This is a genomic window from Bombilactobacillus folatiphilus (assembly GCF_023380265.1).
GTDB classification, from domain to species: domain Bacteria; phylum Bacillota; class Bacilli; order Lactobacillales; family Lactobacillaceae; genus Bombilactobacillus; species Bombilactobacillus folatiphilus.
Genome location: NZ_CP093366.1, coordinates 538,697 through 557,589 on the forward strand (window position 1 = coordinate 538,697; position 18,893 = coordinate 557,589).

General features: G+C 36.4%; 25 protein-coding genes. All 25 read left to right on the plus strand.

Annotated elements, in window-relative coordinates; all coding sequences use genetic code 11:
• The first annotated feature begins 14 nt into the window (after nt 1-14).
• On the plus strand, nt 15-479 hold the full coding sequence (locus MOO45_RS02765) for a hypothetical protein (RefSeq protein ID WP_249514865.1): 465 nt from the start codon (nt 15-17) through the stop codon (nt 477-479).
• A 2-nt stretch (nt 480-481) separates the two neighbouring features.
• Nucleotides 482-766, plus strand: coding sequence for a hypothetical protein (locus MOO45_RS02770; RefSeq protein ID WP_249514866.1), 285 nt, complete (start codon nt 482-484; stop codon nt 764-766).
• 3 nt (nt 767-769) lie between these two features.
• Nucleotides 770-2,695, plus strand: coding sequence for a phage/plasmid primase, P4 family (locus MOO45_RS02775; protein WP_249514867.1), 1,926 nt, complete (start codon nt 770-772; stop codon nt 2,693-2,695).
• Nucleotides 2,696-2,707: 12 nt separating this feature from the next.
• On the plus strand, nt 2,708-2,926 hold the full coding sequence (locus tag MOO45_RS02780; RefSeq protein ID WP_249514868.1) for a hypothetical protein: 219 nt from the start codon (nt 2,708-2,710) through the stop codon (nt 2,924-2,926).
• Complete coding sequence (locus tag MOO45_RS02785) at nt 2,880-3,374, plus strand: hypothetical protein (RefSeq protein WP_249514869.1); 495 nt, start codon at nt 2,880-2,882, stop codon at nt 3,372-3,374. The genes MOO45_RS02780 and MOO45_RS02785 overlap by 47 nt, the downstream gene beginning before the upstream one ends.
• A complete protein-coding gene (locus MOO45_RS02790) occupies nt 3,367-3,891 on the plus strand; it encodes a class I SAM-dependent methyltransferase (protein WP_249514870.1) in 525 nt (174 codons plus the stop codon). Before MOO45_RS02785 ends, MOO45_RS02790 begins: the two co-directional genes overlap by 8 nt.
• A gap of 204 nt (nt 3,892-4,095) precedes the next feature.
• Nucleotides 4,096-4,290, plus strand: coding sequence for a hypothetical protein (locus MOO45_RS02795; protein ID WP_249514871.1), 195 nt, complete (start codon nt 4,096-4,098; stop codon nt 4,288-4,290).
• Between the two features lie 645 nt (nt 4,291-4,935).
• Nucleotides 4,936-5,115 carry a hypothetical protein gene (locus tag MOO45_RS02800; protein ID WP_249514872.1) on the plus strand — a complete coding sequence of 60 codons (180 nt, stop codon included), beginning with the start codon at nt 4,936-4,938 and terminating at the stop codon, nt 5,113-5,115.
• 399 nt (nt 5,116-5,514) lie between these two features.
• Entirely contained in the window at nt 5,515-5,937 is a 423-nt protein-coding gene (locus tag MOO45_RS02805) for a hypothetical protein (RefSeq protein ID WP_249514873.1), read from the plus strand.
• 130 nt (nt 5,938-6,067) lie between these two features.
• Nucleotides 6,068-6,289, plus strand: a complete 222-nt coding sequence (locus tag MOO45_RS02810) for a hypothetical protein (RefSeq protein WP_249514874.1) — start codon at nt 6,068-6,070, stop codon at nt 6,287-6,289.
• A gap of 7 nt (nt 6,290-6,296) precedes the next feature.
• Entirely contained in the window at nt 6,297-6,725 is a 429-nt protein-coding gene (locus MOO45_RS02815) for a terminase small subunit (protein ID WP_249514875.1), read from the plus strand.
• Nucleotides 6,712-7,980 carry a PBSX family phage terminase large subunit gene (locus MOO45_RS02820; protein WP_249515137.1) on the plus strand — a complete coding sequence of 423 codons (1,269 nt, stop codon included), beginning with the start codon at nt 6,712-6,714 and terminating at the stop codon, nt 7,978-7,980. The genes MOO45_RS02815 and MOO45_RS02820 overlap by 14 nt, the downstream gene beginning before the upstream one ends.
• Before the next feature lie 11 nt (nt 7,981-7,991).
• Nucleotides 7,992-9,359: a phage portal protein gene (locus MOO45_RS02825; RefSeq protein WP_249514876.1), complete on the plus strand. Its 1,368-nt coding sequence runs from the start codon at nt 7,992-7,994 to the stop codon at nt 9,357-9,359.
• Nucleotides 9,356-10,762 (plus strand): minor capsid protein, encoded by a 1,407-nt coding sequence (locus MOO45_RS02830; protein WP_249514877.1) that lies wholly within the window; start codon nt 9,356-9,358, stop codon nt 10,760-10,762. Before MOO45_RS02825 ends, MOO45_RS02830 begins: the two co-directional genes overlap by 4 nt.
• A 7-nt stretch (nt 10,763-10,769) precedes the next feature.
• Entirely contained in the window at nt 10,770-10,958 is a 189-nt protein-coding gene (locus MOO45_RS02835) for a hypothetical protein (protein WP_249514878.1), read from the plus strand.
• 199 nt (nt 10,959-11,157) lie between these two features.
• The gene (locus MOO45_RS02840) at nt 11,158-11,724 is read left to right on the plus strand and encodes a DUF4355 domain-containing protein (RefSeq protein WP_249514879.1); all 567 of its coding nucleotides are present in this window, start codon (nt 11,158-11,160) and stop codon (nt 11,722-11,724) included.
• Between the two features lie 2 nt (nt 11,725-11,726).
• Nucleotides 11,727-12,542 (plus strand): N4-gp56 family major capsid protein, encoded by an 816-nt coding sequence (locus MOO45_RS02845; protein ID WP_249514880.1) that lies wholly within the window; start codon nt 11,727-11,729, stop codon nt 12,540-12,542.
• An 11-nt stretch (nt 12,543-12,553) separates the two neighbouring features.
• A complete protein-coding gene (locus MOO45_RS02850) occupies nt 12,554-12,898 on the plus strand; it encodes a phage head-tail connector protein (RefSeq protein WP_249514881.1) in 345 nt (114 codons plus the stop codon).
• Complete coding sequence (locus tag MOO45_RS02855) at nt 12,882-13,196, plus strand: hypothetical protein (RefSeq protein WP_249514882.1); 315 nt, start codon at nt 12,882-12,884, stop codon at nt 13,194-13,196. Before MOO45_RS02850 ends, MOO45_RS02855 begins: the two co-directional genes overlap by 17 nt.
• On the plus strand, nt 13,189-13,545 hold the full coding sequence (locus MOO45_RS02860; RefSeq protein WP_249514883.1) for an HK97-gp10 family putative phage morphogenesis protein: 357 nt from the start codon (nt 13,189-13,191) through the stop codon (nt 13,543-13,545). The genes MOO45_RS02855 and MOO45_RS02860 overlap by 8 nt, the downstream gene beginning before the upstream one ends.
• Nucleotides 13,546-13,553: 8 nt before the next feature.
• Nucleotides 13,554-13,964 (plus strand): hypothetical protein, encoded by a 411-nt coding sequence (locus tag MOO45_RS02865; RefSeq protein ID WP_249514884.1) that lies wholly within the window; start codon nt 13,554-13,556, stop codon nt 13,962-13,964.
• Nucleotides 13,965-14,594: a phage major tail protein, TP901-1 family gene (locus MOO45_RS02870; protein ID WP_249514885.1), complete on the plus strand. Its 630-nt coding sequence runs from the start codon at nt 13,965-13,967 to the stop codon at nt 14,592-14,594.
• A 45-nt stretch (nt 14,595-14,639) separates the two neighbouring features.
• Complete coding sequence (locus tag MOO45_RS02875) at nt 14,640-14,981, plus strand: tail assembly chaperone (protein ID WP_249514886.1); 342 nt, start codon at nt 14,640-14,642, stop codon at nt 14,979-14,981.
• Nucleotides 14,982-15,079: 98 nt separating this feature from the next.
• Complete coding sequence (locus tag MOO45_RS02880) at nt 15,080-15,403, plus strand: hypothetical protein (protein WP_249515138.1); 324 nt, start codon at nt 15,080-15,082, stop codon at nt 15,401-15,403.
• Nucleotides 15,387-18,887, plus strand: coding sequence for a phage tail tape measure protein (locus MOO45_RS02885; RefSeq protein ID WP_249514887.1), 3,501 nt, complete (start codon nt 15,387-15,389; stop codon nt 18,885-18,887). The genes MOO45_RS02880 and MOO45_RS02885 overlap by 17 nt, the downstream gene beginning before the upstream one ends.
• The last annotated feature ends 6 nt before the right edge of the window (nt 18,888-18,893 follow it).

Below are 18,893 nucleotides of genomic sequence, written 5' to 3' on the forward strand. Positions count from 1 at the left end.
TAGGAGAAATTAAAATGGCAAAAATTAAGACAGTTGAAGTTGGTCAAGGGCTTATTCCAGAAGGGCACTATGTATTTAAAGTTGACGATGTGGATGATTCGAAGTATGAAGATTTCGGCAAAATTACAATTAATTTAATTACCAAAGATGGTAAGAAATTTAGTGAAAGATTCACCTTGTTAAAAGCCGATGGCAAATTGAATGAAGGTGCGCAGAAAGCCTGGAGTTTCTGGGTTGGTATTATTCTCAATCAATGGGGCGCTGGTGAAAGTGACACCGATGATTTGATTGGCAAATATTTAGAAGCTGATGTGGTTCACAAAGAATCAGATCAAATTAACGAGAAAACAGGTAAAGCTTATGTTAATGCTAATTTGGAAAATATAAAAAGTGCTGATGGATTCGATGGTGCTGAAGATGAAAAACCAATGGTTGATAGTGATGAAGATGATGATTTAGATGACTTGGACGACCTTTAATTATGGGTCGTGAAGCACAACTTCAAACCAAATGCTTAAATTATTTGAAACAAAAGCGGATTTATTGTGTGAATGTTTATGGTTCGGGCAGAACTGGTAAAGGTACACCTGATATTCTGGCTTGTGTTAATGGTCAGTTTGTCGCATTTGAATTGAAGGTTGGTTCTAATCAAATGCAGTCTGATCAAGTGATTCATCGAAAACGAATTTGGGCAAGTGGTGGCAAACACTACACACCACGTTCAATTGAGGAATTTAAAGAAATCATTAATCAGTTAGGAGGGTAACTTTTGGAATTTATCATATTAAACGACAAAAAGAAACCCGCACATAAATGGAAAGACCCCAGCAATACGAAAACGGCAGCGGAAGTGAAAGACTTCGACAACTATGCCGTGGTCGTGCCCAAAGGTTTCATCGTTTTGGATTTCGATAGTACTGATGATGCGCAATTAATGCTGAATATTGTTGACGGTTTGGAACTTAAAACGCGTGTTTATCAAACAACTCGTGGATATCATTTCTGGTTCAAAGCAAATGAACCATTTAAAAATTTCGTAAAAGCTAGATTAGCCTGTGGTTTATTTTCGGATTGTCGCAGTGGCACCAATGGTAATAAACGTGCCTATGTTGTTCTCAAAAAAGACGGCAAGAAGCGTGAAGTATTACGAAAAGTAGCGCTGAAAGATCTTGATGAAGTTCCAGCTTTTCTTAAACCAGTGTCAGCGCCTAGTGATAAGTTTAACTTTAAATTTATGTCTGATGGTGACGGGAGAAATCAGCAACTTTATAACTATATTGTTTTCTTGCAAGGCCAGGGATTGAATAAAGATGCTATTAGGCAAACAATTGAAGTAATTAATGATTATGTCTTTGATGAACCATTACCAAATAGTGAGCTACAGGTGATTCTTCGTGATGAATCATTTAAGGCTGAGGATGAAGTTAAAAAAATTGAACCCAAAAAAGTGAGTGGCTTCAAGCACAATGAGTTTGGTAATGAATTAATTAAGCAATACCATATCGTGACGGTTAACAATCAACTTTATGTTTATGATGACAATTATTATCAACAGGATGATCGAATTATTGAGCGCAAAATGATTGATATGTTTCCAGCGATTAAACAACAGCAACGCAATGAAGTTCTGGCTTATATTCGAATCGAAACTCACCGCAACCAAGCGGATATCAAAATTAATCCTTATGTGATTAATTTGAACAACACGAGATTAGATGTCCGCACTGGTGAGTTGATGGACTTTGATTATCGGGCAATTGAATTTGACCGAATACCAGTCAAATTCAATCGTGATGCCTATGATGAGAACGTTGACCAGATGTTAAGTAATGTATTTCAAGGGGATGTAGAAATTAGAGCTTTATTTGAGGAAATTCTTGGGTACTGTTTAATTAAGAACAATCGGTATCGAGCTGGATTTATGTTTGTGGGCAGTGGACGTAACGGCAAGTCGACTGTAATGGACATGATTAAAAATTTCTTGGGTCGACGCAATTATTCAACAATTGGTTTAGATAAACTAACTGATCGATTTGCTACCGCAGAATTGGAACACAAATTGGCAAACATCGGGGATGATATTAATAATCTACCGCTGAAAGAAACCGGGACGATTAAGAAAATATTTACCGGTGATTCGATTATGGTTGAGCGCAAAGGTGAGCGACCTTTTGAATTAGAACCTTATGCCAAGATGATTTTTTCAGCAAATACAATCCCGCGGAGTTACGACAAGACAGATGGATTTTACAGTCGACTGATGTTCATACCCTTTAACGCCAAGTTTAGTGCTGATGATGCTGATTTCGATCCAAATATCGAAGATAAATTAACGACCGATAACGCGATGAGTTATTTATTAAACCTTGCTTTGAGCGGAGTCAAGCGATTGATTAACACTGGTGAGTTTGCACAACCGAATAGAGTAATTGACATGATGAATGACTACAAAACGGATAATTCAACAGTACTAAGTTGGGCTGATGATCAAGAAGTTAATTTGGAATATGTACTCAGCAAACCATCGGCGGATTTATATTCAGAATTCACCAGTTGGTGTAAAGAGTCTGGAATTAAATCAAATAATATTACGGGCAAGAAAATATTCAACAAAGAATTGATTGAGAAATTTGATTTAGATAGTAAGCAAAAACAAAGGTCGGATCGAAAACGATATTTTGTAGTGGCTTTATAGGAGGGTTTAACAATGAGAAAACATTATGATTGGAAAACGCAACGGGTCAAGATTGACCCCGTTAATTTAAAAGAAGATGCAATAACACGGACTTCAGAGTTATTTGATGAGTATTGGGATGGTCAAATAAGTATTGATGAGGCAATTGTAAATGGAATTCGAGAGTTACGGGAGGTGGCGGAGATTGATGAGCAGCCTAACGACAGTTCTACCATTGATTCAAGACCTTGAGTATGAATACGGATCAGTAGCCAAAGTTCCAGCTGATGACGAAAGATTAATTGTAATTCGGGATAATTTGGACACCGAAGAATCCACAAATCCAAGCTTAGCTGAAATTAATAGATATTTGATGGAAACTAATCAGACGCTTAAAGAGGCAGGTTTCCACTTCGATGTAGCAGGAAACACATTAGGTAATATTTATAGAGCTGCTGGAGTTGAAGTACCACACCTTTACACGCATGAATTAATCAAGGGTGAGAAAGTGTATTATGCAAGAACTTTATACGAAATTAGTGATTTCTTAAAAGCTTCAGTCTCACTGGTTAATTATATGAAACGTAGTGGCAAATTACTTCATGGTTGGCTGATTTGTCCTTGTCAGAAAATATCACTAAATATTCCTAAAGAATTGTTATTATCTGAAATTTTGAAAAAGGAGAAAGTAATTGTCTAAAGTTTTAGATATGTGTTGTGGTGGTCGAATGTTCTATTACCAACCAAATCATCCAGATGTTACTTTTTGCGACATTCGGCAAGGTACTTTTGATTTGGGCACTTATCCAACGAATTATGGCCAACGTGAGCGAACTATCAAAGTAGACCCTGACGTGATATGTGATTTCAGAGACTTACCTTTTGAAAACAATAGCTTTGATTTAGTAGTGTTTGATCCACCTCATTTAATCAGCGCTGGAAAAAACAGTTGGTTGGCCAAGAAATATGGAGTATTAAATAAAACATGGTCAAGTGATATAGTTCAAGGTTTCAACGAAGCTATGCGAGTATTAAGAGCTGGGGGAACATTGATATTTAAGTGGTCTGATGAGCAGATACCCGTGACTAAAGTACTGAAATCAATTGATTTCAAACCGCTATTTGGTGATAAACGTGGTAAGACCAGATGGTTAGTATTTTTTAAATCAAATTATCCCGATGTACAATTCTCAAATGATCAAATGAACGATTCGTAAACGATTAATTCCTAATTTAATAGGATTTAGAGCACATTCAAACGCAAGGTGCCGAATTAGCAAATGAATTGACAAATTTAAATTTGGTGGTAAGTGTAAATGAATTACGGTGACAGTACAGAAGAAGTTAGAGTGGCTATCAGACAATTTACTGAAGAAGTAATTATTAAATGGGGAATAAATTTATTTAAGGAGAAATAAACAATGGAACCCAAGTTAGTTAAATTAGAGAATGGCGATTACGTTAACATAAACTATATTAAGGCTTTGAGCGGTGGGACTGGAGCTGCCTATTTAGTTGGAGATGATCCAGCTAAGGGACAAGCAGTACATTTAACTGATAAAGACCGAAAGAAAGTAATAGAAACTATGGGTAGTGTTATTGAAGTTGAGGATTGATAATGAATATTTGTAGTGTAATGCTAATAGGAACACTTCTATTGTTTTTTGCTATTAGCAATTTTAAAATTCATTTCGTTAAGTTGTTTCATTTATAAAGTGAGTGCTTACTGTTTCGAAAAATATATTGATGCAATTATAACCGTAGTAGGGGTAATTATATTAATAAAACTGTTAATGATTGGATTTAAATAGGAGGTCGTGAGCAATGAGAAACACACAAATTTGTGCTGATAGATTCATATAAATACAAATTTCAATACAATTTAATACCATATTTTGATGTGATTATTCTGATATTGAAAGACATGTTTGGAAAGACTTCGAACCTCGGATGGCAGATTCAGAGGGGAGCGATTATGACGAAAATTATGTTCAAACAATTTAAATATAATTAAAACTACTGGATGGACTGATACTTTGTTGGAGGATTAGGAAGTGAATATCAGTGAATTAATGACGTTATACATTGGCATATTTCTATTAGTCATAGAACTTTCAACAATAGTTTTCTTTGGTATACAAGTTTATAAAACGGCAGGTTTCGTAGTGCTAGAAACCTACGTTATAGGAATTATGCTGGGGTTATGCGTTATTGTGCCCTTGATACTAATTATTAAATAGGTTTAAACAGGAGGATTTGGAATGATTGTGAATACGAAAGATCCCGTGGTTTGTTTCAAGGCAATGAGGACGCATGGAAAATTTATTTTTGACGAAGATAAAAAATTATATCTTAATTTGAAAGCAGCTAAAAAACGAGCTGCAGTTTTAAATAATCGAGATGAGACTGATCAGTGGAAAGTAGTCGGCGCTAGTGGATAGTTTGACGTGGAATATTGAGGTAATTTTTACGCCACTATTTAAATAGGAAGAAAGTAGAAAGTATTTAAAAATAACAGAATCTATAACAAAAACATAACAGAATCTATGTTTGACATTAGTTTTTGTTAAATCGGCGGTGATGCGTTATATAATTCACAAATAGTTTTTGTGATTTTGTGCAGATTCTGTGCAGATTTTGTTCACGGTAAACCCCTTGGGGCGCACGGAATCTCAAAATTTTATAACACAATCACACTATTATTCTTTACTTTTATAAGAAATAATATATAGAGTATATAGGGCATTATGTGATAGTAAATATTAGTATATATAGAACTTAAGAAAGTTTTTGTGATTCTGTTATTTTCAAGCAAATTGAACAAATAGGAGTTGAATTAGGTGAGCGACGAATTGTTTAAAATTAACAAACGATTTTTAAATCAATATCGAATTATTATGTCGAAAGTTGATCGACTTGAAACTAAATTAGCTCGACTTGATGAGAGAAAATTTGCGTTAGGTAATTCTAAAATTACGGGGATGCCTAAAGGTGGAATTGCTTTGAGCTTGGAAGATACTGTGGCGCAGATTGATGCAACTAATCGACGAATCAATGAGCATTTACAAGATGCCCGCAAATTGAGAGGTCAGTTAGAGAATATCTTTGATCAGTTAATCAATTCCAAACAGGCTGAAGTGCTGGATATGTATTTTATTGAACGGCTAGGATTATATGAAATATCACTTGAAACGAGTTACAGCTACCGCTATGTGACGCAACTTTACACTCGTGGCGTGAAATCTTGCCGAATAAATAATTAGTTCCCTATTTGTTCCCTAAGTGTTCCCTATTTGTTCATTGTTTGCCCGCTTGCACGGTGTTAAATTAGTAATATCAAAAATTAATCAAAGAGCTAGTCAATTGTGACTGGCTTTTTTATTTGGAGAAAATATGATTAGCATTTTTACTTATGATTATGATGAGGATTTAGATTTTATTGATAAAGATAGTGCTTTAAAAGCCTGGATTGATGTGACACAAGTGGCGCTGATTGATGAAATTTATCAGAATGATGACGAATATTATAACTTGGTATTAAATGGTGGACGATTGAGTTACGTAATTGATAAACAAAGTGCAATAGATATTCTGAAATTTAAGGATGTGAGTTGATGATTAATTGAAAAAGAAATTAACAGCTAAACAACAACGATTTGCTGATGAATATATTAAAACAGGTAATGCAACACAAGCTGCGCTTGAAGCTGGCTATAGCAAAAAAACAGCAGGAGTTATTGCTAATGAAAACTTAAATAAACCTTACATCAAAGAATATATTGATAAACAACTAAATTTAATTCATTCTGCCAAAATTGCAGATGCTAAAGAAATTCAAGAGTTCTTAACTTCAGTATTGCGCGGAGATGAAACGGAAACGGTGGCGACAGCCAAGGGGCTGTTCTCAAATGTTGAGTTAGGTGGTAAGGATCGGTTGAAAGCTGCTGAATTGTTAGGTAAAACGAAGTCAATGTTCACCGACCGCAAGCAAATTGATGGTGACTTGAATATTAGCATTGATAGTGATGGTGAATATGATGCCAACGATTAATATTAAGTTCCCGCACCCAAGTCACGTATTCAATCGACAAGTTTGGGAGAAACTGAATGATTATGAACACTTTACGGAGATTTGGTACGGTGGAGCGTCTAGTGGTAAAAGTCATGGTGTAGTGCAAAAAGTCGTAATCAAAGCACTTAAGAACTGGAAGTATCCACGCAAAATCTTGTTTACCAGAAAAGTAGGACGTTCTATTAAAGATTCCATCTTTACTGATGTATTGGATTGCCTCAAAACATTTAAATTACTGGATTTATGTAAAGTGAACAAAACTGACTTCACGATTACACTGCCAAACGGCGGTGTTTTTTTATTCAAGGGCATGGATGATCCTGAAAAAATCAAGTCTATTAAAGGCTTAAGTGATGTGGTTATGGAAGAAGCCACGGAATTTAATTTGGAGGATTACACGCAGCTGACCTTGCGGCTTAGGGAACCTAAACACAAGCAGCGGCAGATTTATTTGATGTTTAATCCGGTGTCTAAGTTGAATTGGGTGTATAAGCAATTCTTCGATGGGCAATTGAACGATCCTGATAAGATAGCTATTTATCAATCAACGTATACGGATAACCGCTTTTTGGACGCAGATAATCGTGAGATTATTGAAAATTTAAAAAATACGGATCCAGCGTATTACAAGATTTATGCCTTGGGTGACTTTGCCACGTTGGATAAACTGGTGTTTCCTAGTTTTGAAACTAAAAGATTGAATCCTAATTCAGATGAGTTAAAGGATTTGCCTTCCATGTTCGGTTTGGACTTTGGGTATGTCAATGACCCGAGTGCTTTTATTCATGTGAAAGTTGATGTACCGAATAAAGTTTTATACGCGATTGAAGAGTACACCCAGAAAGGTTTAATCAATAGTGAACTAGCTGAGGTTATTAAGGATTTAGGTTACGAAAAAGAAGTAATTACTGCCGATGCTGCTGAAAAGAAATCCATTGAAGAAATGCGCAGAGATGGAATCTATCGCATTCGACCAGCTAAAAAGGGTCCTGATTCCATTATTCAAGGTATTTCATTTTTACAGCAATTTAAATTAGTGATTGATGATCGTTGCGTGAAGATGATTGAAGAACTGGAAAATTACACTTATCAGAAAGATAAAAAATCAGGTGAATATATCAATAAGCCCATTGATAGTTATAACCACGTGATTGATGCCACGCGATATGCTGTGGAAGAAATCAATGGAAAAGGTTCACCAAAGATTAAATTAAGTAAAAATATTTTATTTTAAGGAGGTTGAGGATGTTAACTAAAGGGTCAATTGACTATAACGGGAATTATTTATTTCCAAGGGACCAAGATTTAACACAAGATGATATTAAAGAATTCATTGACTATCATCGTGCTAATGACGCACCTGTGTTTAAAGAAAAGCTGGATTACTATTTAGCACATCCCAAGAATAGCAATCGAATTGATGATTACCATAACCATTTAGTTGTCAACATGAGTAAATATCTTGTCGATACGCTGAATGGTTTTTTTGTAGGAATTCCGCCCACTATTAAGATTGATGATGACTCAATTAACCAGGCATTGCAGGATTGGTTGAATGAATCAGATTTTACAGACGAATTGAGTGAAGTATCCAAACAATCTTCGTTGTATGGCAAAACCTATTTATTGATTTATACAAATGAGAATTCAGAAACCAAAGTAACTGTGGTACCACCTTATTCGGGATTTCTTATTTATGACGATTCGGTGGCTCATGAGCCTTTAGCATTTGTTCAATATGCTGTTGGTACGGATTTGAGTATTAACGGGACTGTTTATTTAGCAAATCAATTAGTTCAGTTTAGTAATGCAACAGTAGTTAATGAGCAATCATTATTATTTCAAGGGGTTCCAGCAATTGAGTTCTATGACAACGAAGAACGCACAGGAATTACGGACGGTGTTAAAACTTTAATTGATGCATTAAATAAAACTTTGAGCAATAAAGCGGATGATGTTGATTACTTTGCTGATGCATATTTATTTTTAAAGGGATTTCAACTTGATGATGGAGACCAACTGGCTATCAAAGATAGCAGGTTGATTCAAGCGATTGCTCAAGATTCTAGTGCTGATATTGATGCCAAATTCTTAGAAAAGCCCAATGCTGACGCAACCCAAGAACATTTAATTGACCGAATAACCAATTTGATATTTCAGATTTCAATGGTAGCAAATATTAATGATGAGGTGTTTGGCAATGCTACTAGTGGGCGATCATTGGAATATAAGTTATTGTCAATGCGCAATTTGACTTCGAATAAAGAACGTAAGTTTACTAAGCAGTTGCGAAAAGTGTTTAATTTAGTGGCTAAAACCGTTAGTTTTGGACTTAATGCTGATAACTTAGGCAACGATTTAGAGTTTCATTTTGTACGCAATCTTCCAAACAACAATTCTGAAGAAGCCGATACAGCTAACAAGTTGAATGGCATAGTTAGTCAAGAAACATTGTTATCTACGCTATCATTTGTACCTGATCCGAAAGCTGAACTTAAAAAGATTGCGGATGAGCAAGATGAAAAAGTGAAACGTGCTGTGGTCAATCAAAAGCAGTTTGCAGGGTCTGATTCTGAAAAATCTGACGATTCAGATGAAGATGGTGAACAATGACCAAGGACTATTGGGAGAAGCGTGAGAAAGACTGGATTAATTCCAATATTAAACAAGATCAGAAATTTGATAAAGAGTTAGAAAAATACTATAACCAAGCGCTCAAAGATATTCAAAATAAGATTAATCAATTCTATTTGAACTATTCTAAAGCCGAAAATCTTAGTTTGAATGAAGCCATGAAGCAGATTTCTAATGCTGATATTGAAAAGTTAGCTCAAGAAGCTGCGCAAATGGTACCTAACAAAGATTTCAGTGATTATGCTAATCAGCAAATGAAGCTTTATAACGCAACTATGCGAATTAATCGTTTGGAGATGATTAAATCTCAGATTGGGCAGATCTTAGTGGAAAATGGTGCTAAGGTTGAGAAATCACTTAAAAATAAGCTAACTGATTCATATTTAAAAGAAATTAAGCGCCAAACCGGTATCTTTGGTGATTACAAGAATTCAGATGCCAAACTTAAAGCTAATGCTGAATCTGTAGTTGATGCGTCATTCCAGAACGCACAATGGTCGGAACGGTTATGGAATTCTATAAGCGCATTGCAAGCCACCATTGGGATCGATTTGACTAATGCACTGACGCAAGGTTTGAATCCTGATAAATTACAGCATGATTTAATGCCGTTAATTAGTGATGATATTAAAAATAAAACATATGTCGCGCAACGGTTAGCACGAACTGAAATGGCACGCGTACAAGACCAAGCCCAGATGACTAGTTTTAATAAGTATGGTGTTCGCTATGTAAAATGGATTGCTGAGCCTAGTGCTTGTCGAACTTGTCGAGAGATAGCTGATGCAGATGAGGGTATTTATCCGATTCAAGATGTTCCAGATATTCCAATTCACCCAAATTGCCGATGTTCAAAGGCTGGTGATGCACGAAGTGAGTTTGAAAATTATCTAGCAAAGAAGAGACTCAATCCACAAGATTTAGCTGATGACGAATTATGGGCATTGCGCAGTTATAAGAGTTTTGATTCTTACGATTTGAACTATAATTTACGCAATGGTATCAAATTAACATCTCAACAAGAAAAAATAAAAAATGGTTTGGATAAAGCATTGGATAAGCTACCAGTCTTTGATGGTTCAAATAAAAAGTTGCAACGATCATTTACAAGATTTAATTCACACAAAGAATTGAATGATTTGTTGAACAAAATGTATGATAATAAAGGTTATACGGTTCCAGCTTATACATCTGCTGCTAAAACAATTTATGATGAAGATGATATGATGCGAATGATTATTTTACATTCACATTCAGGTCGTGACTTAGTAGGCTATGATTTAGAAAATGAGGTATTATTTAAACGTAATACTCATTTTAAACTTGTTGAAATGTATTTGGATGCCCATGGAAAGCCGATAATTGTTGTTGAGGAGGATTAGTTATTTAATGACTAACAAAAATAAAAAAAACTATGACGCTGACAGGTGGCAAGGATCACCTAAAGAATTTGTTTTTGATTCTGATTTTAAACCAACAATTGAACAGCAAAAAAAACATGATGAATTCATGAAAAAGTTTCAAAAAGCATATGGCCTGGATGAAAATGGTAACGAGTTACCAAAGAAACAGGAATAGGCATAGCGTTATGTTTGTGATAGACTACTTCAATTCTGTTAGTAGTTGTGACTAATTATATGTAATTTAATAAAACGCCTTAAATCGAAAATTAAGGCGTTTTTATTATGCCTAAAAATGACCAAGCATTGATGTCAAAAAAAGCTATGGAAAGTGCAAGCATTAATCACTTAAAAAGTTATGGAAAGGAGCTATTAATATGGCTGAAGAAAATCAAGAAGAACAACAAACAAAACGATACACCGACGAAGATGTTAACCAAATTGTGCAAAAACGTTTAGCACGGGCAAAGGAGGAAGCTGAAAAAGAACAAAATACAGCAATTGAAAAAGCCAAGGCTGACGTTATTGAGCAGGCGAAAAAAGAAGCCAAGATGACAGCAGATCAAAAGCGAGATGCTGAATTAGAGCAAGTCAAGGCTGATAAGGACAAGGCTGAAGCTCAATTGATGCATATTAACTTGTTAAGTCAAGCAAGGGCTGCATTAAAAGAATCAAACATTGATTTGACTGATGATGAATTAGAACTGGTTGTTGGCGCGGATGAAGATACCACTGGTACGAATATCAAAGTTGTGCAATCAATGTATGAACGACAGTCGAAATCAATCAAAGATGAATTGTTAAAAGGCAAGACACCTAAAGGAGCGGGTAACAACAAAGTTGATGTGACGGCAGAACAATTCAATCAAATGTCAAGTAGAGAACGTGCGGAGTTATTTAAAGACAATCCAGAGGCGTTCAATAATATTGTAGGAGGAATTTAAATATGGCAGATCAAACCATGTTACAAGATTTAATTAACCCAGAAGTTTTAGCACCAATTGTGTCTTATACGCTGAAAAAAGCATTGCGATTCACACCTTTAGCAACAATTGACAACACATTAACTGGAACACCGGGTGATACCTTAATCATGCCGGCTTTTGGGTATTTAGGTGATGCCCAAGATGTGCCTGAAGGTCAACCAATTCCTGTAGCCAAATTGGGCACGACAAAAAAAGCAGTGACGGTTAAAAAGGCTGGTTTAGGTACGTCAATCACTGATGAGGCTAGCATTAGTGGTTATGGCGACCCCGTCAAAGAGTCCACCAATCAATTAGGCTTAGCATTAGCCAACAAAGTTGATAATGATTTATTAGCCGCCGTCAAAGGTGGTACTCAAACTGTATCTATGGCATCCACTGTTGATGGAATTCAAACAGCACTGGATATTTTTAATGATGAAGATACGGCGCAAGTAGTTTTAATTGTGTCACCCAAGACCGCTAGTGCTTTGCGGATGGATGCCGTTAAGCAAAAAATTGGTTCTGATGTTGGTGCTAATGAATTAATTAATGGGACATATGCGGATATTTTAGGTGTGCAAATTATTCGTTCTCGCAAATTAGCTGACACTGATGCCTTATTTGTTAAGCCGGGTGCTTTGAAATTGGTGATGAAGAAAACGGCAACTGTTGAAACTCAACGGGTTGCAGGAACAGCGTCAACTGAGATTTATGCCACCGAGCATTATGCACCATATTTGTTTGATGATACCAAAGTGGTTGTGGGAACTATTGGTGGTAGCACCAAGAAATCCTAGTGAGGGTTTGAATGAGTGAGATTTTAAGTCGAATTAAGCGATTATTGTTTATTGATAATGATTCCAGTGATGAGCTATTAAGCGATATTGTGGATATGACGACTCAACGGCTTCAAACCTTAACAGGTTTAGCGGTTATTGATGTTAGTCTGAATTACATTATCGTGGAAGTGTCAATCAAAAGGTTTAATCGTTTGAAAAATGAGGGTATGAGTTCCTATTCCCAGGAAGGAGAGTCGATTACATTTAGCGATAATGACTTTGCCGAATTTAGCAAAGAGATTAATCAGATTGCTGATTCAAATAGTAAGCCAAGTGTAATCAAATTTGTAAATCCATATGCGCAAAACAAATGATGTGAAATTTTATATTGAAAATAGTGATAGCGGTGGCTATAACCCTATTACTGGAGAATATGATGATGGTGAAAACTTAGTTGCAACTTTACCAGCAAATGTAACGGATTTAAGTATTGATCGTGCAAAACAATTGTTCGGTGATATTTTGGATGTTAAAAAGGTTGTTCGAGCCTTTAAGCCTGTTGACTTTGATTGGTCATATTGTGTAATTAATGATATTAAATATCAATTGACTACTCAAACTAATACATTGAATGGTTCAAGTAGTCTGATTGTGGGGCGAATCAATGGTTAAAGTGAAATTTAGTATTTCGGGTGATAAGGAATTATCACGTAAATTAACGAAAATGCAGGATAAAGAAGGTGTGCGTTTAGCAATTAAAACCAACACTTTAGAATTACAGCAAAAAATCATGGAAGAAACCTCAACCGCCTACGTTAAAGGATACTCAACACAAACAACCAAGCGGACAACTACCTTTGATTTTCCAAACAAATTCATTGGTGAAGCTGGGATTGTGCAAAGTTATAATCCATATACTGAATATGGGACTAGATTCATGCAAGCTGAACCGGTTGTTAAACCTGCTTTCGAAAAACAACGCCCGATATTTATTAGTGATTTGCAGAAATTAGTAAAGTAGGTGGTTAAATGGTGCAAAAATCACCGGAACAAGATATTTTTGATTATTTTTATAGTTTTTCATTGAAAAATCAGTACAAAACGTATGATTACTTGCCTGCTAAGGAAAATAACGCACCATATCCATTTGTTTATGTGGGTAATGTACAAGGAGTAAGCGGTGGTAGTAAAACAGCGCTTAATGGTTCAGTAGTAATAGATATTGATGTTTGGGGGAATCAAAAACAGCGATTGACTGTGTCAACTATGGTCGACCGCTTTTTTCATGCCGCGATTGGTCGAATTGATGGCTTAAATTATGTATTTTATGGAAAAGTTCAAGATCAATCCAAGCAAATCAGAGTTGACACTAGTGTGCCCAACACTGTTTTAGTGCGAGGAATGTTAAATTTAAGATTACAAATTTTAGGAGTGATTTAGATGGCTAATAATCAAGTATTACAGATGCAAGGTGGAGACGTGGTTGCATATGCGCGCCTGTTAGAAAATGCGGCGACCGAATCTGCGTCATTAATTCCAGGACAAACGTCCTTTGAATTTGATCCACAACGAGATAGTGATTCAACTACTACCAAAGATGGTGCATTTCAAACTAGTTCCTCTTTGGAAACTGATGTGGAAGTTGACTTCATCAACAACACATCTGTGATTGCGGATCAAATGTATGACGCGTTATTAAATAATAAGGTGATGGAACTGTGGGCGGTTCACCGCAGCCGAACCAATGCTGAAGGAAAATTCTATGCGTGGTATATGCAAGGCACCGTTAGTGAAGACGATAATTCCAATGATGCGGACGATATTTCTGAACGTGATGTATCCTTTGCGATTAATGGAGTTCCGAAGCGTGGATGGTTAGCTTTGAGTGCTGACCAAAAGGAAGAAATTGATTATATTTTCCGTGGTTTAGATAAAGTCACAGATAACAATGGTATTGAGACTAATGGAGGTACTGATTGGGCAAAAACGGATGAAGGAATTTACATCCCATCTACTGCGCCGAAAAGTGTTGATAATCAGTCTTTAAATAATGTCGTTGAACCGTCCTAATTGGGCGGCTTTTTAATAGTTAAAATTTAAAGGAGAAAATAAATTATGAAACTAAAAATTAATAATCAAGAACAGGAATTAAACTTTGGTGTTCGTTTTGTGCGTGAATTGGATCAAGTGGCGGGCATGAATATGCAAAACTTTAGTTTCGGGATGGGCTTAACTCGTGCCATTCCAGCACTGAAAACCTATGATCCTGCAATTTTGTCTGACGTCATTTATTGTGCAACGTTTAAGAATAGTCCCCGGGTTAGTCATGAAGCAGTGGATGATTTTATTGATTCAATTACCAGTGGTAAAGAGCTAGGAAAATTATTTGATGATGTCAATGCCGAAATGAATGAAGCTAATGCTTTAAAAGTAGCCTTAAAAAACGCTCAACCCTAGATCCTACTGAATTCAAAAATAGTGAGGTAACATACCACGAGATTATTTTAAATTCATTAGCGTATCTAGGTTTTTCTAACTTGAAACAATCTGAAGAGATGACTTACGTGGAGTATCAAATCTACATGGAAGCCTATCAAATTAAGCAAATCAAGCAACAAGAGCAATTAGCCATGCAAGCTTGGCTTAATCAAGGAGTGCAAGCTACTACAGGTTCTTCTAAGAATCCTAAACCCAAATTTAAGAAATTTACGCAATTTTTTGATGCTCAAAAAGAAATTAAGAAAGTGCGGGCTGAATTTGAGGAGTGCAACGTTAGTTATCAAGAACCACAGCTATCGAGGAACCAAATAATTGCTAAGCGATATGAAGAATACCAAAAAATTAAGGAAAGGAGGAAACTAAATGCCCGAAACGTATAGCGTCAAAGCTGTGTTGAGCGCTGTTGATTCAGGATTCAATTCCACTGTTAATAGCGCCGTTGGTAGTTTGAATAAGTTATCCAAACAGTCAGGATTAAGTGCCAACGGAATTGGTAAATCTATGACGGTTGCTGGGGCAGCAATTACGGCAATGGCTGCTAGTTCAGTTAAAGGTTTTGGCGATTTTCAAAAGTCAATCAACCAAGCGGCTGTGATTGCTGGTGGTTCTTCGAAAGATATTAAAGCTTTAAGTGATGAAGCGAATAAATTAGGTCAAACCTTGCCAATTAGTGCACAGGAAGCAGCTGATGCCATGATTGAAATGGCTAAAAATGGGGCGTCGGTTAAGGATTTAAAAGACGACTTCCCGCCAATAGCTAAAGCTGCTGCTGCTACTGGTGAAGATTTAAGTAGTACGGCTAGCGTGGTTCAACAATCAATGAACCTTTGGGGTGGTGGTATGAAAAATGCCACTATGTATTCGGCTATTTTGGCAGAAACCGCCAATAAGTCCAATGCCACGATTGGCGACATGCAACAAGTTCTAGCCGATGTCGGCGGAACAGCGGTTAATATGGGTATGGACTTGAAGACGCTATCCACCGCAGTCGGGATATTAACCAACAGTGGTATTCCAGCAGCACAAGCGTCAATGGATTTGAACCATGCATTAACAGCAATGGAAGCACCAAGTAAAATTGCCAAAGGCGAAATGACTGCTTTAGGGCTATCATTTACTGATGCTCAAGGCAATATGAAACCATTCCCACAGATCTTGCAAGAAATAGCTAGTGCCACTGACGGTATGGGCGAATCTCAAAAAGCAGCAGCATTAAAAACAATGTTTGGGACAGCTGGAATGAATGCAATGTTGCCTTTGTTAAAATCAGTTAATGGTGAGGCCAAAAATGGTAATGTCGACTGGAATATTTTATCTTCGGCGCTAGATAATGCAGGTGGATCTTTTCAAACGGCAAGTGCTTATTTAGACAGTTCAACGCAGCAAATGCAACAAAACCTTGGGTCTCGAATTGACCAGATGAAAGATGCATTTACAGGGTTGCAAAATACGGCAATGGCTTCAACCAGTGGGATGGTTTCGGGTGTGGTAAATGCCTTAGATAATATGTTTACGCACATGCAAACTAGTAATGATGGAATTTCTCAATTAGCCCGTGGTTTCATTGGTTTGGCACCAGTAATTGGGCCGGCTGTGACTGCTGTGGGTGGCTTTTTGACCTCAGCCGATCGAATTAAGTCCACCTTAGTTGATGCAGCCAATTGGTTAGTGAGTCCTTGGGGTTTAGCTACTGTGGCAATCGGCTTGGTAGTTGGTGCGCTAGCTGGTTTGTATCAGAATTTTACTCCATTTAAAACGGCTGTTGATAATACCGTTGCAGCCTTCCAACAAGGTTTTGGACAAGCGATGCCTGTTGTATTACAAAGTTTTCAAGGGCTGATTAGCAATTTAAAAGGTGATTTAGAACAAATTGGTTCCGCAATTAGAGATCAATTAGGCGGCAGTTTACAATCCATTGATGCTCAAACGGCAGCAACTAACATTGAGAATGCTTTTAATGGAATCATTGGGGTAATTCAAAACGTTGTCGGTGCCATTACGAAAATGGTGACGGCATTTATCAATACAGGCGCTATTCAATCTGTTTGGGGCGCAATTAAATCAGTAATTGGTGCTGTTGTTGATGTGATTAAAAATGTAATAAATAACATTAACAATTTAATTAATATAAATGGCAGTATTGAAGCACTGAGTGGCGTTTGGTCGATATTTGGAACAGCAATAGGAGACATTGTAAAAGTAATTGGTAATGCAGTTAGTGGAATTACTGATTTTATAAAAAAAGTAAGTAGTATTCCTGAAGTTATGACACCTTTACTAGCAGGAGGTTCAGCAATTTTAGGCGTTACAGCATTGTCTAAAGGATTTGAGTTATTAAAAACAGGTGTTGATAAAGCTAAGCTTGCTATTGTTGGTGTTAAAAGTGCTATTGACACGATTAAAACAGCTTGGGTAGCATTCAATGCTATTCTAGAAGCGAATGTCTTAATGATTATAGTCACCGCAATTGCAGCCGTTGTGGCTGCTTTGGTTGCCTTTTTTACGAAAACCCAAACTGGACAAGAAATTTGGCAAAGTTTTACCACGTTTTTGTCCGGAATTTGGAATACTTTAGTACAAACTGCTCAAACGGTATTTGGAGCGCTAGGTTCTTTCTTTAGTGACCTGTGGAACGGGATAGTTTCGGTAGCTCAAACTATTTGGAATGGTTTAGCTCAATTTTTCCAAACTATTTGGAACGGTGATGTAGCGATTGCTACTACTATTTGGAATGGTTTGAGTAACTTTTTTAGTGGGTTATGGAATGGAATAGTTTCGGTAGCTACTAATGCTTGGAATACGTTTAGTGGTGGATTATCCCAAATTTGGAATGGGATTATTGATATTGCCAAAGGTATTTGGGGATTAATCAAAGATGCCGTGATGAGCCCAGTATTAATTGTTATTGATTTAGTAACCGGCAATTTTAAGCAATTGGGTTCGGATGTTCAGTTAATTTGGAACACTATCAAAGATTCCGCAAATACTATTTGGAATGGTATTAAATCAGTTATTACTGGTTTGGTTACAACCACGGTCAATATTATCAAAAGTGCTTGGACAGGTTTTAAAAGTTTTATCAATGCCATATGGACCGGCATTAAAACTATTGGAAGTAATATTTGGAATGGCATTAAATCTAGTTTGACTAGTATTCAAAAAGGTACAGTTAGTGCAAGTAAAAATATTTGGAACGGTCTTAAAAATTTCATTAATTCATTTTTAAATACAATTAAAACCCTTTGGAAAAATGGGTTTAATGCAATTAAATCGACAATTGTTAACATCGCGAATGCGATGACAAGTGGCGCCAAAAAAGCTTGGAATGGGCTGAAATCTGGTGCCACTTGGATTGTCGACCAAGTCAAAAATGCGTTTAATGCTATGAAGCATATCAATTTGTTTGACATTGGAAAATCAATTATTAAAGGTTTTTTGAATGGCTTAAAAAATGCATTTAATGATGTCAAAAACTTTATTGGTGGGATTGGCGACTGGATTCGGAAGCATAAAGGACCGATCCAATATGACCGTAAGTTATTGATTCCCGCTGGTAATGCGATTATGAATGGCTTGAATAATGGATTAGTAGACTCATTCAAGTCAGTTCAAACCAATGTTTCAGGCATGGCCAAGCAAATTGCTGAAGCAGCTAATACTGATTTTTCAAAAAATATTAATGATTTCAATACTAATTTAGCAGCTAATAATTCTATTGACCATTTCGTTAGTGGATCAATTGATATCAATCGACAACCGATGCAACTAAGTTTGAAGCTAGGGGATACGACATATGGTGCATTTGTTGATGATATTTCAAAACAACAAGATATTAATTTGTCGTTAAGTCGTTTTGGTGCATAAATGGAG

Excerpts from the sequence above, each read along its gene's own strand:
- MOO45_RS02765 (WP_249514865.1), top strand. The coding sequence starts at position 15 with ATGGCAAAAATTAAGACAGTTGAAGTTGGTCAAGGGCTTATTCCAGAA.
- MOO45_RS02770 (WP_249514866.1), top strand. The coding sequence starts at position 482 with ATGGGTCGTGAAGCACAACTTCAAACCAAATGCTTAAATTATTTGAAA.
- MOO45_RS02780 (WP_249514868.1), top strand. The coding sequence starts at position 2,708 with ATGAGAAAACATTATGATTGGAAAACGCAACGGGTCAAGATTGACCCC.
- MOO45_RS02795 (WP_249514871.1), top strand. The coding sequence starts at position 4,096 with ATGGAACCCAAGTTAGTTAAATTAGAGAATGGCGATTACGTTAACATA.
- MOO45_RS02800 (WP_249514872.1), top strand. The coding sequence starts at position 4,936 with ATGATTGTGAATACGAAAGATCCCGTGGTTTGTTTCAAGGCAATGAGG.
- MOO45_RS02810 (WP_249514874.1), top strand. The coding sequence starts at position 6,068 with ATGATTAGCATTTTTACTTATGATTATGATGAGGATTTAGATTTTATT.
- MOO45_RS02820 (WP_249515137.1), top strand. The coding sequence starts at position 6,712 with ATGCCAACGATTAATATTAAGTTCCCGCACCCAAGTCACGTATTCAAT.
- MOO45_RS02825 (WP_249514876.1), top strand. The coding sequence starts at position 7,992 with ATGTTAACTAAAGGGTCAATTGACTATAACGGGAATTATTTATTTCCA.
- MOO45_RS02830 (WP_249514877.1), top strand. The coding sequence starts at position 9,356 with ATGACCAAGGACTATTGGGAGAAGCGTGAGAAAGACTGGATTAATTCC.
- MOO45_RS02835 (WP_249514878.1), top strand. The coding sequence starts at position 10,770 with ATGACTAACAAAAATAAAAAAAACTATGACGCTGACAGGTGGCAAGGA.
- MOO45_RS02840 (WP_249514879.1), top strand. The coding sequence starts at position 11,158 with ATGGCTGAAGAAAATCAAGAAGAACAACAAACAAAACGATACACCGAC.
- MOO45_RS02845 (WP_249514880.1), top strand. The coding sequence starts at position 11,727 with ATGGCAGATCAAACCATGTTACAAGATTTAATTAACCCAGAAGTTTTA.
- MOO45_RS02850 (WP_249514881.1), top strand. The coding sequence starts at position 12,554 with ATGAGTGAGATTTTAAGTCGAATTAAGCGATTATTGTTTATTGATAAT.
- MOO45_RS02855 (WP_249514882.1), top strand. The coding sequence starts at position 12,882 with ATGCGCAAAACAAATGATGTGAAATTTTATATTGAAAATAGTGATAGC.
- MOO45_RS02860 (WP_249514883.1), top strand. The coding sequence starts at position 13,189 with ATGGTTAAAGTGAAATTTAGTATTTCGGGTGATAAGGAATTATCACGT.
- MOO45_RS02865 (WP_249514884.1), top strand. The coding sequence starts at position 13,554 with ATGGTGCAAAAATCACCGGAACAAGATATTTTTGATTATTTTTATAGT.
- MOO45_RS02870 (WP_249514885.1), top strand. The coding sequence starts at position 13,965 with ATGGCTAATAATCAAGTATTACAGATGCAAGGTGGAGACGTGGTTGCA.
- MOO45_RS02875 (WP_249514886.1), top strand. The coding sequence starts at position 14,640 with ATGAAACTAAAAATTAATAATCAAGAACAGGAATTAAACTTTGGTGTT.
- MOO45_RS02880 (WP_249515138.1), top strand. The coding sequence starts at position 15,080 with ATGACTTACGTGGAGTATCAAATCTACATGGAAGCCTATCAAATTAAG.
- MOO45_RS02885 (WP_249514887.1), top strand. The coding sequence starts at position 15,387 with ATGCCCGAAACGTATAGCGTCAAAGCTGTGTTGAGCGCTGTTGATTCA.